This window comes from Streptomyces sp. CC224B (assembly GCF_030010595.1).
Classification (GTDB): domain Bacteria; phylum Actinomycetota; class Actinomycetes; order Streptomycetales; family Streptomycetaceae; genus Streptomyces; species Streptomyces longispororuber.
This window is the reverse complement of sequence record NZ_JASCXL010000062.1, coordinates 12,309-28,505: the sequence shown is the minus strand read 5'-3', so window position 1 is coordinate 28,505 and position 16,197 is coordinate 12,309. Positions and strand designations below refer to the sequence as shown.

Annotated in this window: 13 protein-coding genes and 1 tRNA gene; 11 read left to right on the top strand and 3 right to left on the bottom strand. The window is 69.2% G+C overall.

What is annotated here, in order from left to right; genetic code table 11:
• Positions 1-4 precede the first annotated feature (4 nt).
• From QK440_RS24150 to QK440_RS24120, 7 genes are all read left to right on the top strand, one after another.
• Positions 5-2,284, top strand: a complete 2,280-nt coding sequence (locus tag QK440_RS24150; RefSeq protein WP_282795285.1) for an FdhF/YdeP family oxidoreductase — start codon at positions 5-7, stop codon at positions 2,282-2,284.
• A gap of 56 nt (positions 2,285-2,340) precedes the next feature.
• Complete coding sequence (locus QK440_RS24145; RefSeq protein ID WP_282795284.1) at positions 2,341-2,808, top strand: hotdog fold thioesterase; 468 nt, start codon at positions 2,341-2,343, stop codon at positions 2,806-2,808.
• A gap of 926 nt (positions 2,809-3,734) precedes the next feature.
• A complete protein-coding gene (locus QK440_RS24140; RefSeq protein WP_282795283.1) occupies positions 3,735-4,967 on the top strand; it encodes a branched-chain amino acid ABC transporter substrate-binding protein in 1,233 nt (410 codons plus the stop codon).
• A gap of 98 nt (positions 4,968-5,065) precedes the next feature.
• Positions 5,066-5,995, top strand: a complete 930-nt coding sequence (locus QK440_RS24135) for a branched-chain amino acid ABC transporter permease (protein WP_282795282.1) — start codon at positions 5,066-5,068, stop codon at positions 5,993-5,995.
• Between the two features lie 5 nt (positions 5,996-6,000).
• Positions 6,001-7,830 carry a branched-chain amino acid ABC transporter permease gene (locus tag QK440_RS24130; RefSeq protein WP_282795281.1) on the top strand — a complete coding sequence of 610 codons (1,830 nt, stop codon included), beginning with the start codon at positions 6,001-6,003 and terminating at the stop codon, positions 7,828-7,830.
• Positions 7,827-8,852 carry an ABC transporter ATP-binding protein gene (locus tag QK440_RS24125; protein ID WP_282795280.1) on the top strand — a complete coding sequence of 342 codons (1,026 nt, stop codon included), beginning with the start codon at positions 7,827-7,829 and terminating at the stop codon, positions 8,850-8,852. The genes QK440_RS24130 and QK440_RS24125 overlap by 4 nt, the downstream gene beginning before the upstream one ends.
• On the top strand, positions 8,849-9,565 hold the full coding sequence (locus QK440_RS24120) for an ABC transporter ATP-binding protein (protein WP_282795279.1): 717 nt from the start codon (positions 8,849-8,851) through the stop codon (positions 9,563-9,565). Before QK440_RS24125 ends, QK440_RS24120 begins: the two co-directional genes overlap by 4 nt.
• A gap of 255 nt (positions 9,566-9,820) precedes the next feature.
• On the opposite strand, the gene QK440_RS24115 is transcribed toward QK440_RS24120, so the two are convergent.
• A complete protein-coding gene (locus QK440_RS24115) occupies positions 9,821-10,474 on the bottom strand; it encodes a response regulator (protein ID WP_282795278.1) in 654 nt (217 codons plus the stop codon).
• Between the two features lie 101 nt (positions 10,475-10,575).
• Between QK440_RS24115 and QK440_RS24110 the strand changes: the two genes are divergently transcribed.
• Both QK440_RS24110 and QK440_RS24105 read left to right on the top strand, forming a co-directional pair.
• Positions 10,576-10,659, top strand: a tRNA-Leu gene (locus tag QK440_RS24110).
• An 82-nt stretch (positions 10,660-10,741) separates the two neighbouring features.
• A complete protein-coding gene (locus tag QK440_RS24105; RefSeq protein WP_282795277.1) occupies positions 10,742-11,527 on the top strand; it encodes a helix-turn-helix domain-containing protein in 786 nt (261 codons plus the stop codon).
• Here the strand turns inward: QK440_RS24105 and pyk are convergent, their stop codons facing one another.
• Positions 11,528-12,958 carry a pyruvate kinase gene (gene pyk, locus QK440_RS24100; protein ID WP_282795276.1) on the bottom strand — a complete coding sequence of 477 codons (1,431 nt, stop codon included), beginning with the start codon at positions 12,956-12,958 and terminating at the stop codon, positions 11,528-11,530.
• 173 nt (positions 12,959-13,131) lie between these two features.
• Complete coding sequence (locus tag QK440_RS24095; protein WP_282795275.1) at positions 13,132-13,839, bottom strand: SIMPL domain-containing protein; 708 nt, start codon at positions 13,837-13,839, stop codon at positions 13,132-13,134.
• Positions 13,840-13,983: 144 nt separating this feature from the next.
• On the opposite strand from QK440_RS24095, the gene QK440_RS24090 reads away from it, so the two are divergent.
• Positions 13,984-15,780, top strand: coding sequence for a 5'-nucleotidase C-terminal domain-containing protein (locus QK440_RS24090; protein ID WP_282795274.1), 1,797 nt, complete (start codon positions 13,984-13,986; stop codon positions 15,778-15,780).
• 14 nt (positions 15,781-15,794) lie between these two features.
• Positions 15,795-16,187 carry a hypothetical protein gene (locus QK440_RS24085; protein ID WP_282795273.1) on the top strand — a complete coding sequence of 131 codons (393 nt, stop codon included), beginning with the start codon at positions 15,795-15,797 and terminating at the stop codon, positions 16,185-16,187.
• The last annotated feature ends 10 nt before the right edge of the window (positions 16,188-16,197 follow it).

Here is a 16,197-nt window from a genome sequence, read left to right as displayed (position 1 = left end):
GACGATGGCCACCAAGCCCCCCAAGGGCGACCCGGTCCAGGACGCGCCGCAGGTCACCCAGGCCCAGCACGCCGCCGCCGGGCTGCCCGCCATCGGACACACCCTGCGCGTGGCCCAGCGGCAGATGGGCGTCAGGCGCACCGCGCTGACCCTGCTGCGCGTCAACCAGAAGGACGGCTTCGACTGCCCCGGCTGCGCCTGGCCCGAGCCCGAGCACCGGCACACGGCGGAGTTCTGCGAGAACGGCGCGAAGGCCGTCGCCGAAGAAGCCACCCTGCGCCGCGTCACCCCCGGCTTCTTCGCCGCGCACTCCGTGGCCGACCTCGCCACCCGCAGCGGGTACTGGCTGGGCCAGCAGGGCCGCCTCACCCACCCCATGTACCTGCCGGAAGGCGCCGAGCACTACGAACCCGTCTCCTGGGAGCGGGCCTTCGACATCGTCGCCGAGGAGCTGACCGCGCTCGACTCCCCCGACGAGGCCGTCTTCTACACCTCGGGCCGCACCAGCAACGAAGCGGCGTTCCTCTACCAGCTCTTCGCCCGCGAGCTCGGCACCAACAACCTCCCCGACTGCTCGAACATGTGCCACGAGTCGTCCGGGTCCGCCCTCACCGAGACCCTCGGCGTCGGCAAGGGCAGCGTCCTCCTCGAAGACCTCCACCAGGCCGACCTGATCATCGTCGCCGGGCAGAACCCGGGCACCAACCACCCGCGCATGCTCTCCGCCCTGGAACAGGCCAAGCGCGGCGGCGCGAAGATCATCACGGTGAACCCGCTGCCCGAAGCCGGCCTGGAGCGGTTCAAGAACCCGCAGACCCCGCAGGGCATGCTCAAGGGCACCGCCCTGACCGACCTGTTCCTGCAGATCCGCCTCGGCGGCGACCAGGCCCTCTTCCGCCTGCTCAACAAGCTCGTCCTGGAGACCGACGGCGCCGTCGACGAGGCCTTCGTCCGCGAGCACACCCACGGGTACGAGGACTTCGTCGCCGCCGCGCGCGCCGCCGACTGGGACGAGACCCTCACCGCCACCGGCCTGAAGCGCGCCGACATCGAGCGCGCCCTGCGCATGGTCCTCGCCTCCGAACGCACCGTCGTCTGCTGGGCCATGGGCCTCACCCAGCACAAGCACGCCGTGCCCACCATCCGCGAAGTCGTCAACTTCCTGCTGCTGCGCGGCAACATCGGCCGCCCCGGCGCGGGCGTCTGCCCGGTCCGCGGCCACTCGAACGTGCAGGGCGACCGCACCATGGGCATCTTCGAACGCCCCGCGCCCGCCTTCCTCGACGCCCTGGAGAGGGAGTTCGGCTTCGCCCCGCCCCGCCACCACGGCCTGGACGTCGTCCGCGCCATCCGCGCCCTGCGCGACGGCGACGCCAAGGTGTTCTTCGCCATGGGCGGCAACTTCGTCTCCGCCTCCCCCGACACCGACGTGACCGAGGCCGCCATGCGCCGCGCCCGCCTCACCGTCCACGTCTCCACCAAGCTCAACCGCTCCCACACCGTGACCGGCGCCCGCGCCCTCATCCTGCCGACCCTCGGCCGCACCGAACGCGACCGGCAGGCCGGCGGCGAGCAGTTCGTCACCGTCGAGGACTCCATGGGCATGGTGCACGCCTCCCGCGGCCGCCTGGAGCCCGCGAGCCCCCACCTCCTCTCCGAGCCCGCCATCGTGTGCCGCCTGGCCCGCCGCGTCCTCGGCCCCGAGTCCGCCACCCCCTGGGAGGAGTTCGAGCAGGACTACGCGCGCGTACGCGACCGCATCGCCCGCGTCGTCCCCGGCTTCGAGGACTTCAACGCCCGCGTGGCCCGCCCCGGCGGCTTCGCGCTCCCCCACGCCCCGCGCGACGAGCGCCGCTTCCCCACCGCCACCGGCAAGGCCAACTTCACCGCCGCGCCCGTGGAGTACCCCGCCCTGCCCGAAGGCCGCCTGCTCCTGCAGACCCTGCGCTCCCACGACCAGTACAACACCACCATCTACGGCCTCGACGACCGCTACCGCGGCATCAGGAACGGCCGCCGCGTCGTCCTCGTCAACGCCGCCGACGCCGACGCGCTCGGCATCGCCGACGGCGCGTACGTGGACCTCGTCAGCGAGTGGCGGGACGGCGTCGAGCGGCGCGCGCCCGGCTTCCGCGTCGTGCACTACCCGACCGCCCGCGGCTGCGCGGCGGCCTACTACCCGGAGACCAACGTGCTGGTCCCGCTGGACGCCACCGCCGACACCAGCAACACCCCCGCCAGCAAGTCCGTCGTCGTACGACTGGAACAATCAGCCACCGACTGAGCGTTCGCTCAGCGGAAGCTGACCTTCAGGTGTCGTCGACGAACGGAGCCCGGCCCATGGGCGAGCAGCACACAACGAAGTTCCCGCAAGAGGTCATCGACGAGTACGCCGCACTCGGCGTCGACCTGCCCGCCCTCTTCTCCGCCGGGCACCTCGGCAGCCGCATGGGCGTGCAGGTGCTTGAGGCCTCCGCCGAGCGCGTCGTCGGCACGATGCCCGTGGAGGGCAACACCCAGCCGTACGGGCTGCTGCACGGCGGGGCCTCCGCCGTGCTCGCCGAGACGCTCGGATCGGTCGGCTCCATGCTCCACGGGGGCAGCGGGAAGGTCGCCGTGGGCGTCGACCTGAACTGCACCCACCACCGGGGGGTGCGCTCCGGCCTCGTCACCGGCGTGGCCACGCCGGTGCACCGGGGCCGTACGACGGCGACGTACGAGGTCGCCATCACGGACGAGGAGGGGCGGCGGGTGTGCAGCGCGCGGCTCACCTGCCTCCTCCGCCCTGCCGAGCCGGGCTCCAGCTGACCGCTCGGGCTCTCCCGCTCCCGGCCGATCGGCGGCCCTGGCCAGGCCCGGCCGCCGCCGATCGGCCTTGACCCGCGCGCCTCGCGCCCACCCCGCGCGCCCTGCGAGCCCACCCTTTCGCGCTCCGCGCTCGTCCTCAAACGCCGGACGGGCTGAAATACCCGCGCCACGCGCAGCGTCCAGCACCGGCCCGGTGCGGCCTGAGGCGCCCGCGTCGCGCGCAGCGGCCGGCACCGGCCCAACCCGGCCTCCGCATCACGCGCCCGCCCCCAACACCGGCTGAGGCCAACCCCTTCGCGCTCCGCGCTCGTCCTCAAACGCCGGACGGGCTGGAATACCCGCGCCGCGCGCAGCGTCCGGCGTCGGCTCGGCCGCCCCGCGGCGCGCCCCGGTGTCGCAGCAGGCCCCTCGGACTGGGGCTTCACCGGAGGAACAGGAGTGCTGCGCTAAAACACTCCTGACCGTACACATCCGCGAACGCGGAAAGGTGGCACGGAATGCTGGGCTCCCTTTCTTTCGCGTCACACTCCGTAATACGGACAGCCCGTGCGAAACAAGATCGAAGAGCGGCGTCCAGCCCTGGAAGATCTTTTTCGGAGGGCCCCGCCCGCAACCCCCCGAACACCGGCGTCATGAGTAAAACGCGGAAACAGTCCTGCACGCGGCACCGCGCCCGATGCGCCGAAGCGTGCATATTCCGCCACAACCAACCCCTGCGGGCCAGCGCGGAATACTCCGTGGCATAACAAGAGCGTCACAGCCTAGGTCCGACCACTCCTCCAGGATCAATAAGGCCCTTAGAGTCACGGCCAGTCACCGCGCCGCCGGGCGCGAACTGAATTGCACGGCCCTGTACCACCACCAGTACGGCCCGGCGATCTTCACGGCCCCTCAGCAGAGGGCCGCGCCTGGGGAAAGGACCAATCGTGCGAAACCGTTCCGCGCTCATCCTCACCACGGTGTTGACCACCGGGGCACTCACGCTCACCGCCTGCGGGTCGCGCGACAAGGACAACAACGACGACAACGCCGGGGACAAGAAGACCGTCGTCATCGGGTTCGACGCCCCCCTCACCGGCGACCTCTCCGCCCTCGGCATCGGCATGCGCAACTCCGCGGAACTGGCCGTCAAGACCGCCAACAAGGAGAACACCGTCGACGGCGTGGAGTTCAAGCTCCAGCCCCTCGACGACCAGGCCCAGCCCTCCGTCGGCGGCCAGAACGCCCAGAAGTTCATCAGCAACGACGACGTCCTCGGCGTCGTCGGCCCGCTGAACTCCAGCGTCTCCCAGTCGATGCAGAAGCCCTTCAGCGACGCCAGCCTCACCCAGATCTCCCCGGCCAACACCGGCACCGAGCTGACCCAGGGCGACGGCTGGAAGAAGGGCGACAAGAAGCGCCAGTTCAAGACCTTCTTCCGCACCGCCACCACCGACCAGGTCCAAGGCCAGTTCGCCGCCCAGTACCTCTACCAGAAGGCGAACATCAAGAAGGTCTACCTGATCGACGACCAGAAGACCTACGGCGCCGGCCTCGCCGCCTCCTTCAAGGACACCTTCACCGACCTCGGCGGAAAGATCGTCGGCCAGGACCACGTCAACCCCGAGGACCGCGACTTCAAGTCCGTCGTCTCCAAGGTGAAGGGCAAGGGCGCCCAAGCCGTCTACTACGGCGGCGAATACCCCGCCGCCGCCCCCCTCAGCCAACAGCTCAAGGAATCCGGCGCCAAGATCCCGCTCATGGGCGGCGACGGCATGAAGAGCGAAGAATTCCCCAAGCTCAACAAGAAGGCCGTCGGCGACCTCGGCACCTCCGTCGGCAAACCCGTCGAGGAACTCGACTCCGCGAAGAAGTTCATCGAGGAATACAACAAGAACTACAAAGAGAACATGGAGACCTACGGCGGCGGCACCTACGACGCCACCTGGGCCATCATCGAAGCCGTGAAGATCGTCGTCGAGGACAACGACGGAAAGCTCCCCTCCGACAGCCGCGAAAAAGTCCTCGAAGCCATGAGCAAGGTCAAGTTCGACGGCGTCACCGGCACCGTCTCCTTCGACGAGTACGGCGACACCACGAACACCATGATGACCGCCTACCAGGTCAACAAGCAGAACAAGTGGGAGTCCAAGTTCAGCGAGGCCTACAAGCCGCGCTGACACCCACCCCACGCACCCATTGACACAAGGCCGCGCGGGACGCGCTACCAGCGCTCCCGCGCGGTGCCGTATCCGAACCATCCAACGGAGGCCCTGCGGTGAACGAACTGCCGCAACAGCTGGCCAATGGACTCATCCTCGGCGCGATGTACGGTCTCATCGCGATCGGCTACACGATGGTCTACGGAATCGTCCAGCTCATCAACTTCGCCCACGGCGAGATCTTCATGGTCGGGGGCTTCGGCGCCCTCACCGTCTTCCTCTGGCTCCCCGACGGGTTCTCACTGCTCGCCGCGGTCCCCCTCATGATCATCGGCGGCGTCATATGCTCCGTCGCCGTCGGCACCGCAGCCGAACGCTTCGCCTACCGCCCCCTGCGCGGAGCCCCACGACTCGCCCCCCTCATCACCGCCATCGGCCTGTCCATCCTGCTCCAGCAGGCCGTATGGAAGTGGTACCCCGACGCCAAGAAGGACCGCACCTTCCCCCAATTCGGCGGCGACCCCGTCCACATCTTCGGCGCCGACATCCAACGCGGCGACTTCTTCCTCATCATCGCCGCCCCCGCCTGCATGCTCATCCTCGGCTGGTACGTCAACAAGACCCGCTCCGGGCGCGGCATGCAAGCCACCGCCCAGGACCCCGACACCGCCAAACTCATGGGCATCAACACCGACCGCATCATCGTCATGGCCTTCGCCATCGGCGCCGCCTTCGCCGCCGTCGCCGCCGTCGGCTACGGCCTCCACAACGGCCAGGTCGGCTTCAAAATGGGCTTCATCATGGGCCTCAAAGCCTTCACCGCGGCCGTCCTCGGCGGCATCGGAAACATCTACGGCGCCATGCTCGGCGGCATCGTCCTCGGCGTCGCCGAAGCCCTCGCCACCGGCTACATGCACGACGTACCCGGCATGGAACAGTTCGGCGGCGGCGCCTGGAAGGACGTGTGGGCCTTCGCCCTCCTCATCCTCGTCCTCCTCCTCAGGCCCCAAGGGCTCCTAGGCGAACGCGTCGCGGATCGAGCGTGATACCCATGACAACCAAGACACCCAGCACCCCCGGCACCCCGCGCCTCACCACAACCGACGCGGGCCCCCACATCTCCACCCTGCCCCTGCCCGAACGCCTCGCCCGGCTCCTCGTCCTCACCGGCTCCGCCGCGGCCCTCCTCGGCACCTTCCTCGCCTGGACCTGGACCACCGCCTTCCCCGGCAACCTCACCGTCACCGGCTACCCCGGCGGACTCCAGGTCGTCACCCTCACCGGCGCCGCCCTCACCCTCGTCCTCACCCTCGCCGGACACCGCATCCGCGGCCTCACCTGGCTCACCCCCGGCGGCACCAACAGCCCCGTCCTCCTGCTCAGCCTCGGCGTTCTCGGCACCACCGGCTACACCATGGGCGCCATCGCCGAACACCTCGGCGGCATCGTCAACCTCGAACCCGGCGCCTGGGTCTCCGGCATCGGCGCCCTCATCGCCGCCATCGGCGCCCTCGGACTCCCCTCCGACACCCCCGCCACCCCCGACACCCCCACCACCAACCCCTGGCAACGCCTGCGCCACAGCTTCAAGGCCCCCGCACCACCCCGCGCCAGAACCCTCCCCGACTGGGCCGAAATCCTCATCATCGCCGCCTCCTTCGGCATCGGCCTCTACGTCTTCGCCTACGGCATCGAGGCCTACTCCGAACTCTTCATCGGCTTCCTCATCACCGCCTGCTTCGGCGCCACCGCACTCCACCGCGCCGGACTCATCCCCCGCCTCAACGCCCTCACCGCCAAACACCGCAACGTCACCCTCGCCGCGGCCCTCGTCGCCGCCGCCCTCTTCCCCTTCACCCAGAGCGACGCCAGCTACGCCCTCATCGGCGTCAACATCCTCATCTTCGCCACCGTCGCCCTCGGCCTGAACGTCGTCGTCGGCCTCGCCGGACTCCTCGACCTCGGCTACGTCGCCTTCCTCGGCGTCGGCGCCTACACCGCGGCCCTCGTCTCCGGCTCCCCCGCCTCCACCTTCGACGTCCACTTCCCCTTCTGGGCCGCCGTCCTCACCGGCGCCGCCGCCTCCCTCGCCTTCGGCGTCATCATCGGCGCCCCCACCCTGCGGCTGCGCGGCGACTACCTCGCCATCGTCACCCTCGGCTTCGGCGAGATCTTCCGCATCACCATGAACAACCTCAACGGAAGGTCAGGACCCGACCTCACCAACGGCGCCCAGGGCATCCCCAACATCCCCGACCTCGAACTCCTCGGCTACAACCTCGGCATCGAACACGACGTCCTCGGCTTCACCCTCAGCAGGCCCGCCAACTACTACCTGCTGATGCTCCTGTTCACCGCCGTCGTCGTCCTCGTCTTCCGCCGCAGCGGCGAATCCCGCATCGGCCGCGCCTGGGTCGCCATCCGCGAGGACGAGACCGCCGCCACCGCCATGGGCATCAACGGCTTCCGCGTCAAACTCATCGCCTTCGCCCTCGGCGCCACCCTCGCCGGCTTCGCCGGCACCGTCCAGGCCCACGTCTCCTACAGCATCACCCCCGAGCAGTACCTCTTCGCCAACACCGTCCCGCCCAACTCCGCCTTCCTCCTCGCCGCCGTCATCCTCGGCGGCATGGGCACCATCAGCGGCCCCCTCATCGGCGCCGCCCTGCTCTACCTCATCCCCGCCAAACTCCAGTTCCTCGAGGACTACCAGCTCCTCCTCTTCGGCCTCGCCCTCATCCTGCTCATGCGCTTCCGCCCCGAAGGCCTCGTCGCCAACAAGCGCGCCCAGCTCGAATACCACGAGACCGACCAACTCGACGTACCCGACCAGCAGAAACTGCCCGAAGGCACCGTCGGCGTCCACAAGGCGGGGGCGTGACCACCATGACCACCACAGCGACCACCACCACCGTCCTCCAGGCCAGCGGCGTCACCATGCGCTTCGGCGGCCTCACCGCCGTACGCGCCGTCGACCTCACCGTCAACAGCGGCGAAATCGTCGGCCTCATCGGCCCCAACGGCGCCGGCAAAACCACCTTCTTCAACTGCCTCACCGGCCTCTACGTCCCCACCGAAGGCAAGGTCGCCTACAAAGGCACCGTCCTGCCCGCCAAACCCCACCTCGTCACCACCGCCGGCATCGCCCGCACCTTCCAGAACATCCGGCTCTTCGCCAACATGACCGTCCTGGAGAACGTCCTCGTCGGCCGGCACACCCGCACCAAGGAAGGCCTCTGGTCCGCCCTCCTGCGCGGCCCCGGCTTCAAGAAGGCCGAAGCCGCCTCCCACGCCCGCGCCATGGAACTCCTGGAGTTCGTCGGCCTCGCCCACAAGGCCGACCACCTCTCCCGCAACCTCCCCTACGGCGAGCAGCGCAAGCTCGAGATCGCCCGCGCCCTCGCCAGCGAACCCGGCCTGCTCCTCCTCGACGAGCCCACCGCCGGCATGAACCCCCAGGAGACCCGCGCCGCCGAGGAACTCGTCTTCGCCATCCGCGACCAGGGCATCGCCGTCCTCGTCATCGAGCACGACATGCGGTTCATCTTCAACCTCTGCGACCGCGTCGCCGTCCTCGTCCAGGGCGAGAAGCTCGTCGAAGGCACCTCCGACGTCGTCCAGGCCGACGAGCGCGTCATCGCCGCCTACCTCGGCACCCCCTTCGAAGGCGCCCCCGGCGCCGCCGAGGTCGCCGAGGTCGAAGCCGCCGAAGCCCACCAGGAGGGAGCCGGCCCGGCCCCCGCCCCGCGGGCAGCAGGCCCGGCCGACACCCCGGACACGGCCCCCGCGGCCGACACCCCCGCCACGGCCCCCTCCGCCGACACCCCGCCGGACACCGAACCACCGCACCACGAAGACGGCGCCACACCCCGCGCCACCGGCCCGGAAGGAAAAGCCCCGTGACCGCACTGCTGGAGGTCGAGGACCTCAGGGTCGCCTACGGCAAGATCGAAGCCGTCAAAGGCATCTCCTTCTCCGTCGAAGCCGGCCAGGTCGTCACCCTCATCGGCACCAACGGCGCCGGCAAGACCACCACCCTGCGCACCCTGTCCGGACTCCTCAAACCCCTCTCCGGGAAGATCACCTTCGACGGACGCCCCCTCACCGGCATCCCCGCCCACAAGATCGTCGCCCTCGGACTCGCCCACTCCCCCGAAGGCCGCCACATCTTCCCCCGCCTCACCATCACCGAGAACCTCCAGCTCGGCGCCTACCTCCGCGACGACAAAGCAGCCATCCAGAAAGACATCCAGCGCGCCTACGACCTCTTCCCCATCCTCGGCGAACGCCGCAAACAAGCCGCCGGCACCCTCTCCGGCGGCGAACAGCAGATGCTCGCCATGGGCCGCGCCCTGATGTCCCAGCCCAAACTGCTCATGCTCGACGAGCCCTCCATGGGACTCTCCCCGATCATGATGCAGAAGATCATGCACACCATCGCCGAGCTCAAGGCCCAGGGCACCACCATCCTGCTCGTCGAACAGAACGCCCAAGCAGCGCTGTCCCTGGCGGACCAGGGCCACGTCATGGAAGTGGGGCGCGTCGTCCTCTCCGGGAGCGGAGCGGATCTCCTCCACGACGAGTCCGTACGCAAGGCCTACCTCGGCGAGGACTAGCCTGGCCCCTGGGCCTTGAGCGGGGCTCGGCCCCGGGCCCCGCCAGCTGCGAAGAGGGCGGCCGCCCCGGCTTCGGGGTGGCCGCCCTCTTCGCTGTGCAGCTTGTCTCCGGCTGACCGCCGGTGGGGGCTGTTCGCGCAGTTCCCCGCGCCCCCTACGGGGCGCACCCGGCTGCTGTCGGCTGACCGCCCGTGGGGGTTGCTCGCGCAGTTCCCCGCGCCCCTGGTGGGGCGCCCCCCAGGGCATCGGGGATGATCAGCCCTTCGCGGCCTTCTTCTCCTCGGCGTCCTCGATGACCGCCTCCGCCACCTGCTGCATCGACAGGCGACGGTCCATCGACGTCTTCTGGATCCACCGGAACGCCGCCGGCTCCGTCAGGCCGTACTCCGTCTGCAGGATCGACTTCGCCCGGTCCACCAGCTTCCGCGTCTCCAGGCGCTGCGTGAGGTCCGCGACCTCCTGCTCCAGCGCCTGCAACTGCGTGAACCGCGACACCGCCATCTCGATCGCCGGTACGACGTCACTCTTGCTGAACGGCTTCACCAGGTACGCCATGGCGCCCGCGTCCCGGGCGCGCTCCACCAGGTCCCGCTGCGAGAACGCCGTCAGCATCAGGACCGGGGCGATCGACTCCCCGGCGATCTTCTCCGCCGCGGAGATGCCGTCGAGGACCGGCATCTTCACGTCCAGGATCACCAGGTCCGGCTTGTGCTCCCGGGCCAGCTCCACGGCGGTCTCGCCGTCACCGGCCTCGCCGACGACCGTGTAGCCCTCTTCCTCCAGCATCTCCTTGAGGTCGAGGCGGATCAGGGCCTCGTCCTCGGCGATGACGACACGGGTCGTCAGCGGCGGGACGTGCGACTTGTCGTCGGACGCGTCAACGGGCTGGGGCGACTCGGGCGCGGTCACGGGAGCTCCTCGTTCATGGCAGGTGCACTGCCTCGTCAGAGTACCTAGCTGCGGTGCTGCGCGGTGAACCGGTATGCTTCCCGGGGGCGCGCGGCGCTCTAGCCGGGTTGGCGGAATAGGCTTACGCGGATGTCTCAAACACATCTGTCCGAAAGGACATACGGGTTCGAATCCCGTACCCGGCACACGCTGTAGCGGAGGATCACGTTCTCGTGAACCTCCGCTTTTTGCTGCACAGGGATACGATCAGTCGCGCAGAGTAGTCGCATGAACTTCCACGGCACAGAAGTGCGACAGAAGGCGCTGACGCTGTTACGCGGCGGAGCCAAGAATGCCGACGTCGCCCGACAACTGAATGTCCCCGTAGGCACCATCAGCTACTGGAAGCACTCAGACCGAGCGAAGCGCGGCGAGTGCCCCGGACGCGTCCAGCCGCCCTGCCCCCGTTGCGACGGCGACCTGCACCTCGCGGCGTACTCCTACCTGCTGGGTCTCTACCTGGGTGACGGGCACATCAGCCACAACCGCGCCATGCGAGCTCCGAGCCTCTCGATCACCTGCGCCGAGACCCACCCCGGCCTCATGGACGAGTGCGAGCAGGCCATGCGCTTGGTGTTCCCTGGAAACTCCGTATGCAGAGTGCGGCGAAAAGGCTGCCGGGACGTGAAGCTCTATTCCATGCACATGTGGTGCCTCTTCCCCCAGCACGGCCCCGGCCGCAAACACGAGCGCAGCATCGTCCTCGAACCCTGGCAGCGGGACATCGTCGACGCGTACCCGTGGGAGTTCGTTCGGGGGCTCATCCACTCCGACGGGTGTCGGATCATCAACTGGACCACCCGGGTCGTGGGTGGTGAGCGCAAGCGCTACGAGTATCCGCGGTACTTCTTCACCAACAAGTCGGACGACATCCGGAAGCTGCTCACCGACACCCTCGACAAGGTGGGGGTCGAGTGGACGACGCTCGCCCGGGGCAGCGACCCGTTCAACGTCTCCATCGCCCGCAAGGGCTCCGTGGCGCTCATGGACGCGTATGTCGGGGCCAAGTACTGACTAGCGCGTGGCTTCGCCGATGTGGTGGACGCGGACCAGGTTGGTGGTGCCGGAGACTCCGGGTGGGGAGCCGGCGGTGATGATGACGGTGTCGCCCGGGTGGCAGCGGCCGATCTTGAGGAGGTGTTCGTCGACCTGGCCGACCATCGCGTCGGTGGAGTCGACGTGCGGGCCGAGGAAGGTCTCGACGCCCCAGGTGAGGTTGAGCTGGGCGCGGGTGGCGGGGTCGGGGGTGAAGGCGAGGAGGGGGATCGGGGAGCGGTAGCGGGAGAGGCGGCGGACGGTGTCGCCGGACTGGGTGAAGGCGACGAGGTACTTGGCGCCGAGGAAGTCGCCGATGTCGGCGGCGGCGCGGGCGACGGCGCCGCCCTGGGTGCGGGGTTTGTTGCGTTCGGTGAGGGCGGGGAGGCCCTTGGCGAGGATGTCCTCCTCGGCGGCTTCGACGATGCGGCCCATGGTGCGGACGGTTTCGACGGGGTAGTTTCCGACGCTGGTCTCGCCGGAGAGCATGACGGCGTCGGTGCCGTCGATGACGGCGTTGGCGACGTCGGACGCCTCGGCGCGGGTGGGGCGGGAGTTGTCGATCATCGAGTCGAGCATCTGGGTGGCGACGATGACGGGTTTGGCGTTGCGGCGGGCGAGCTTGATGGCGCGCTTCTGGACGATGGGGACCTGTTCGAGGGGCATTTCGACGCCGAGGTCGCCGCGGGCGACCATGATGCCGTCGAAGGCGGCGACGATGTCGTCGATGTTGTCGACGGCCTGGGGTTTCTCGACCTTGGCGATGACGGGGAGGCGGTGGCCCTCCTCGTCCATGATGCGGTGGACGTCCTGGATGTCGCGGCCGCTGCGGACGAAGGAGAGGGCGATGACGTCGAAGCCGGTGCGCAGGGCCCAGCGGAGGTCGGTCTCGTCCTTGTCGGAGAGGGCGGGGACGGAGACGGCGACGCCGGGGAGGTTGAGGCCCTTGTGGTCGGAGACCATGCCGCCTTCGACGACGGTGGTGGTGACGCGGGGGCCGTCGACGGCGGTGACTTCGAGGGTGACTTTGCCGTCGTCGACGAGGATGCGTTCGCCGGGGGTGACGTCGTCGGCGAGGCCGTGGTAGGTGGTGCCGCAGAGGTTGCGGTCGCCTTCGACGCCTTCTTCGACGGTGATGGTGAACTCGTCGCCGCGTTCGAGGAGTACGGGGCCTTCGGTGAAGCGGCCGAGGCGGATCTTCGGGCCTTGAAGGTCGGCGAGGATGCCGACGCTGCGGCCGGTCTCCTCGGCGGCCTTGCGTACGTGCCGGTAGCGGTCCTCGTGGTCGGCGTGGGTGCCGTGGCTGAGGTTGAAGCGTGCCACGTCCATTCCGGCTTCGACCAGGGCCTTGATCTGGTCGTAGCTGTCGGTGGCGGGTCCCAGGGTGCAGACGATTTTCGCTCGGCGCATGGTTCGACAGTAGGGCTTACCGGCCGGTAGAGGTCCGGTTGGGCGTGACGTCTCAACAACCTTTCCGTGACGGGGGGTTGACAACTGTTGAAGTGTGCGGGGGGCTGCTCCGATGAGCGTGTTCAAGGGGTGTCGGGCGGCGGGGTGGTGACGGAGGGGGTGGGCGGGGTGGCTCAGAGTTGCGGCGGGTGGAGGGTGAAGCGGGCGGTGACCTGGGCGTAGACGGTTTGGCGTTGGGGTTCGAGGTCGAGGGGGGCGGCGGTTTCGGGGGCGGCGCCGGCGAAGGCGGCGCGGGTCATGCCGGGGGCCGGGGGGTAGGGCGGGTAGGGGGCGTTGTCGGTGCCGGTGTCGGCGAGGTCGAGGAGGGCGTCGAGGGTGGTGCCGAGGGCTTCGGCGTATTCGCGGGCGCGCTGGACGGCTTCTGTGACGGCTTGCTGTCGGGCGGTGCGGTGGGCGGGTGAGGTGGGGCGCAGGGTCCAGTAGGGGCCGTCGACGTGGGTGAGGTCGAGGTCGGCGAGGCGGGTGGTGAGTTCGCCGAGGGCGGTGAAGTCGGTGAGTTCGGCGGTGAGGTGGACGCGGCCGTGGTAGGTGCGGACACGTTCGCCTTTGCCGCGTTTGGTGAGTTCGGGGGTGATGGAGAAGGCGCCGGTCTCGATGCGTTCGACGGCGTCTCCGTAGCTTTTGACGAGGGTGAGGGCGTCGTTGTTGCGGCGGGTGAGGTGGTCGAGGGCGTCGCGGCGGTCGGTGCCGCGGGCGGTGACGGTGATGCCGATGCGGGCGATTTCGGGGTCGACTTCGAGGTGGGCTTCGCCGCGGACGGCTACGCGGGGGGCGTCGGGGGTGGCGTAGGCGGTGGTGGGTGTGGGCTCGTCGCTGGTCATGGGGTCCACTGTGGCACTGCCGCGCGGTGGTGGGTGGTCATCGGATCGAAACCTGGCGGGGCTGTTGTCGGCTCGGTGTCCTGGGCCAGAATCTACGCGCGTCGTCCGTACGCGTAGATCCTGAAAGTTCATGAAGGAGACGAAATGCCGCTCGACAGAAGGTCGTTCCTGGGGAGTTCCGCCGCCGCGGGTGCGGGTGTGGCGCTCGCGGGTCCGGCGGTGACGGCCGAGGCGGCGCCCGGGGGGCGGGGTGCCGGGGCGAGGCGGTACGCGTTCACGGTGATGGGGACGACCGATCTGCACGGGAACGTCTTCAACTGGGATTACTTCACGGACAGGGAGTTCGACGACAAGGACCACAACGATGTGGGCCTGGCGAAGATATCGACGCTGGTGAACCAGGTCCGCGAGGAGAAGGGGCGGCGGAACACGCTGCTGATCGACGCGGGTGACACGATTCAGGGCACGCAGCTCTCGTACTACTACGCGAAGGTGGATCCGATCACCGCGCAGGGTGGTCCGGTGCATCCGATGGCGCAGGCGATGAACGCGATCGGTTATGACGCGGCGGCGCTCGGCAACCACGAGTTCAATTACGGCATTCCGGTGCTGCGGAAGTTCCAGGAGCAGTGCGATTTTCCGCTGTTGGGGGCGAATGCCCTGGACGCGCGGACGCAGCGGCCGGCGTTTCCGCCGTACAGCATGCACCGGTTGCGGACGCCGTGCGGGCGGGATGTGCGGGTGGCGGTGCTGGGGCTGACGAATCCGGGGATCGCGATCTGGGACAGGGCGCATGTGCAGGGGAAGATGACGTTCCCGGGTCTGGAGGAGCAGGCGGCGAAGTGGGTGCCGCGGCTGCGGTCGATGGGTGCGGACGTGGTGGTGGTGTCGGCGCACTCGGGGTCGAGCGGTACGTCGTCGTACGGGGATCAGTTGCCGTACGTGGAGAACGCGGCGGCGCTGGTGGCGGAGCGGGTGCCGGGGATCGACGCGATCCTGGTGGGGCACGCGCACACGGAGATCCCCGAGTACGTGGTGGAGAACAGGGCGACGGGCAGGAAGGTGGTCCTGTCGGAGCCGTTGAAGTGGGGGCAGCGGCTGACGTTGTTCGACTTCGGTCTGGTGTGGTCGAAGGGCCGGTGGCGGGTGGAGTCGGTGGGGGCGCGGGTGTTGAACTCCAACACGGTGGCGGAGGACCGGCGGATCACGCGGCTGCTCGGGGACGAGCACCGGAAGGTCGTGGCGTACGTCAACCAGGTCATCGGGACGTCGAAGGCGGCGATGAGTACGGCGGAGGGTCCGTACAAGGATGTGCCGATCATCGATCTGATCAACCATGTGCAGGCGGAGACGGTGCGGGCGGCGCTGGCGGGTGGCGCGTACGCGGGGGTGCCGGTGGTGTCGCAGGCGTCGTGCTTCTCGCGGTCTGCGCGGATTCCGGAGGGTGAGGTAACGCTGCGGGACGCGGCGGGCCTGTATCCGTTCGAGAACACGCTGGAGGCGCGGCTGCTCACGGGTGCGCAGGTGAAGGAGTACCTGGAGTTCTCGGCGCGGTACTACGCGCGGACGGCGCCGGGTGTGCCGGTGGATCCGGCGAAGCTGACGAACGCGGAGGGTGTGCCGGACTACAACTACGACGCGTTGTACGGGGTGACGTACGACGTGGACATCGCGCAGCCGGTGGGGTCGCGGATCGTGGATCTGCGGTTCGAGGGGGAGCCGGTGGATCCGGGGGCGCAGTTCGTGCTGGCGGTGAACAATTACCGGGCGAGCGGGGGCGGGAACTTCCCGCATGTGGCGAGGGCCAAGCAGGTGTGGGCGGATTCGGACGAGATCCGGAACACGATCATCGCGTGGGTGCGGGCGAAGGGGACGGTGGATCCGGCGGAGTTCGCGCGGGTGGGGTGGCGGTTGACGCGTGCGGGTACTCCGGTGTTCTAGGAGGTTTCGGTGTCATGAAGAGGGATCTGGCGGCCGCGTTGGCGGTGGTGCGGCGTGATGTGTGGGCGACGTGCGCGGTGCGGCCGATCGTGCGGGAGGAGGTGGATTTCGACGGGGATCCGCTGGTGATGCTGTACGAGCCGGACGGTTCGGGCCTGGGGGTTTCGGTGCCGGCGGGGGTGGGTCCGGCGGAGCAGGTGGCGGAGCTGGCGGAGCAGGTGCAGGAGTGGGCGGTGGAGGCGTTGGCGGCGCGGTTGTTGCCGGCGGCGTGGCCGGAGTGTCCCGACCATCCGCGGGGTCATCCGCTGGAGGCGCGGGTGGTCGGGGAGGTGGCGGTGTGGTCGTGTCCGCGGTCGGGGCGGGTGGTGGCGCCGGTGGGTGCGCTGGCGGAGGTGGTGGGTGGCTGATGCCGGTGGT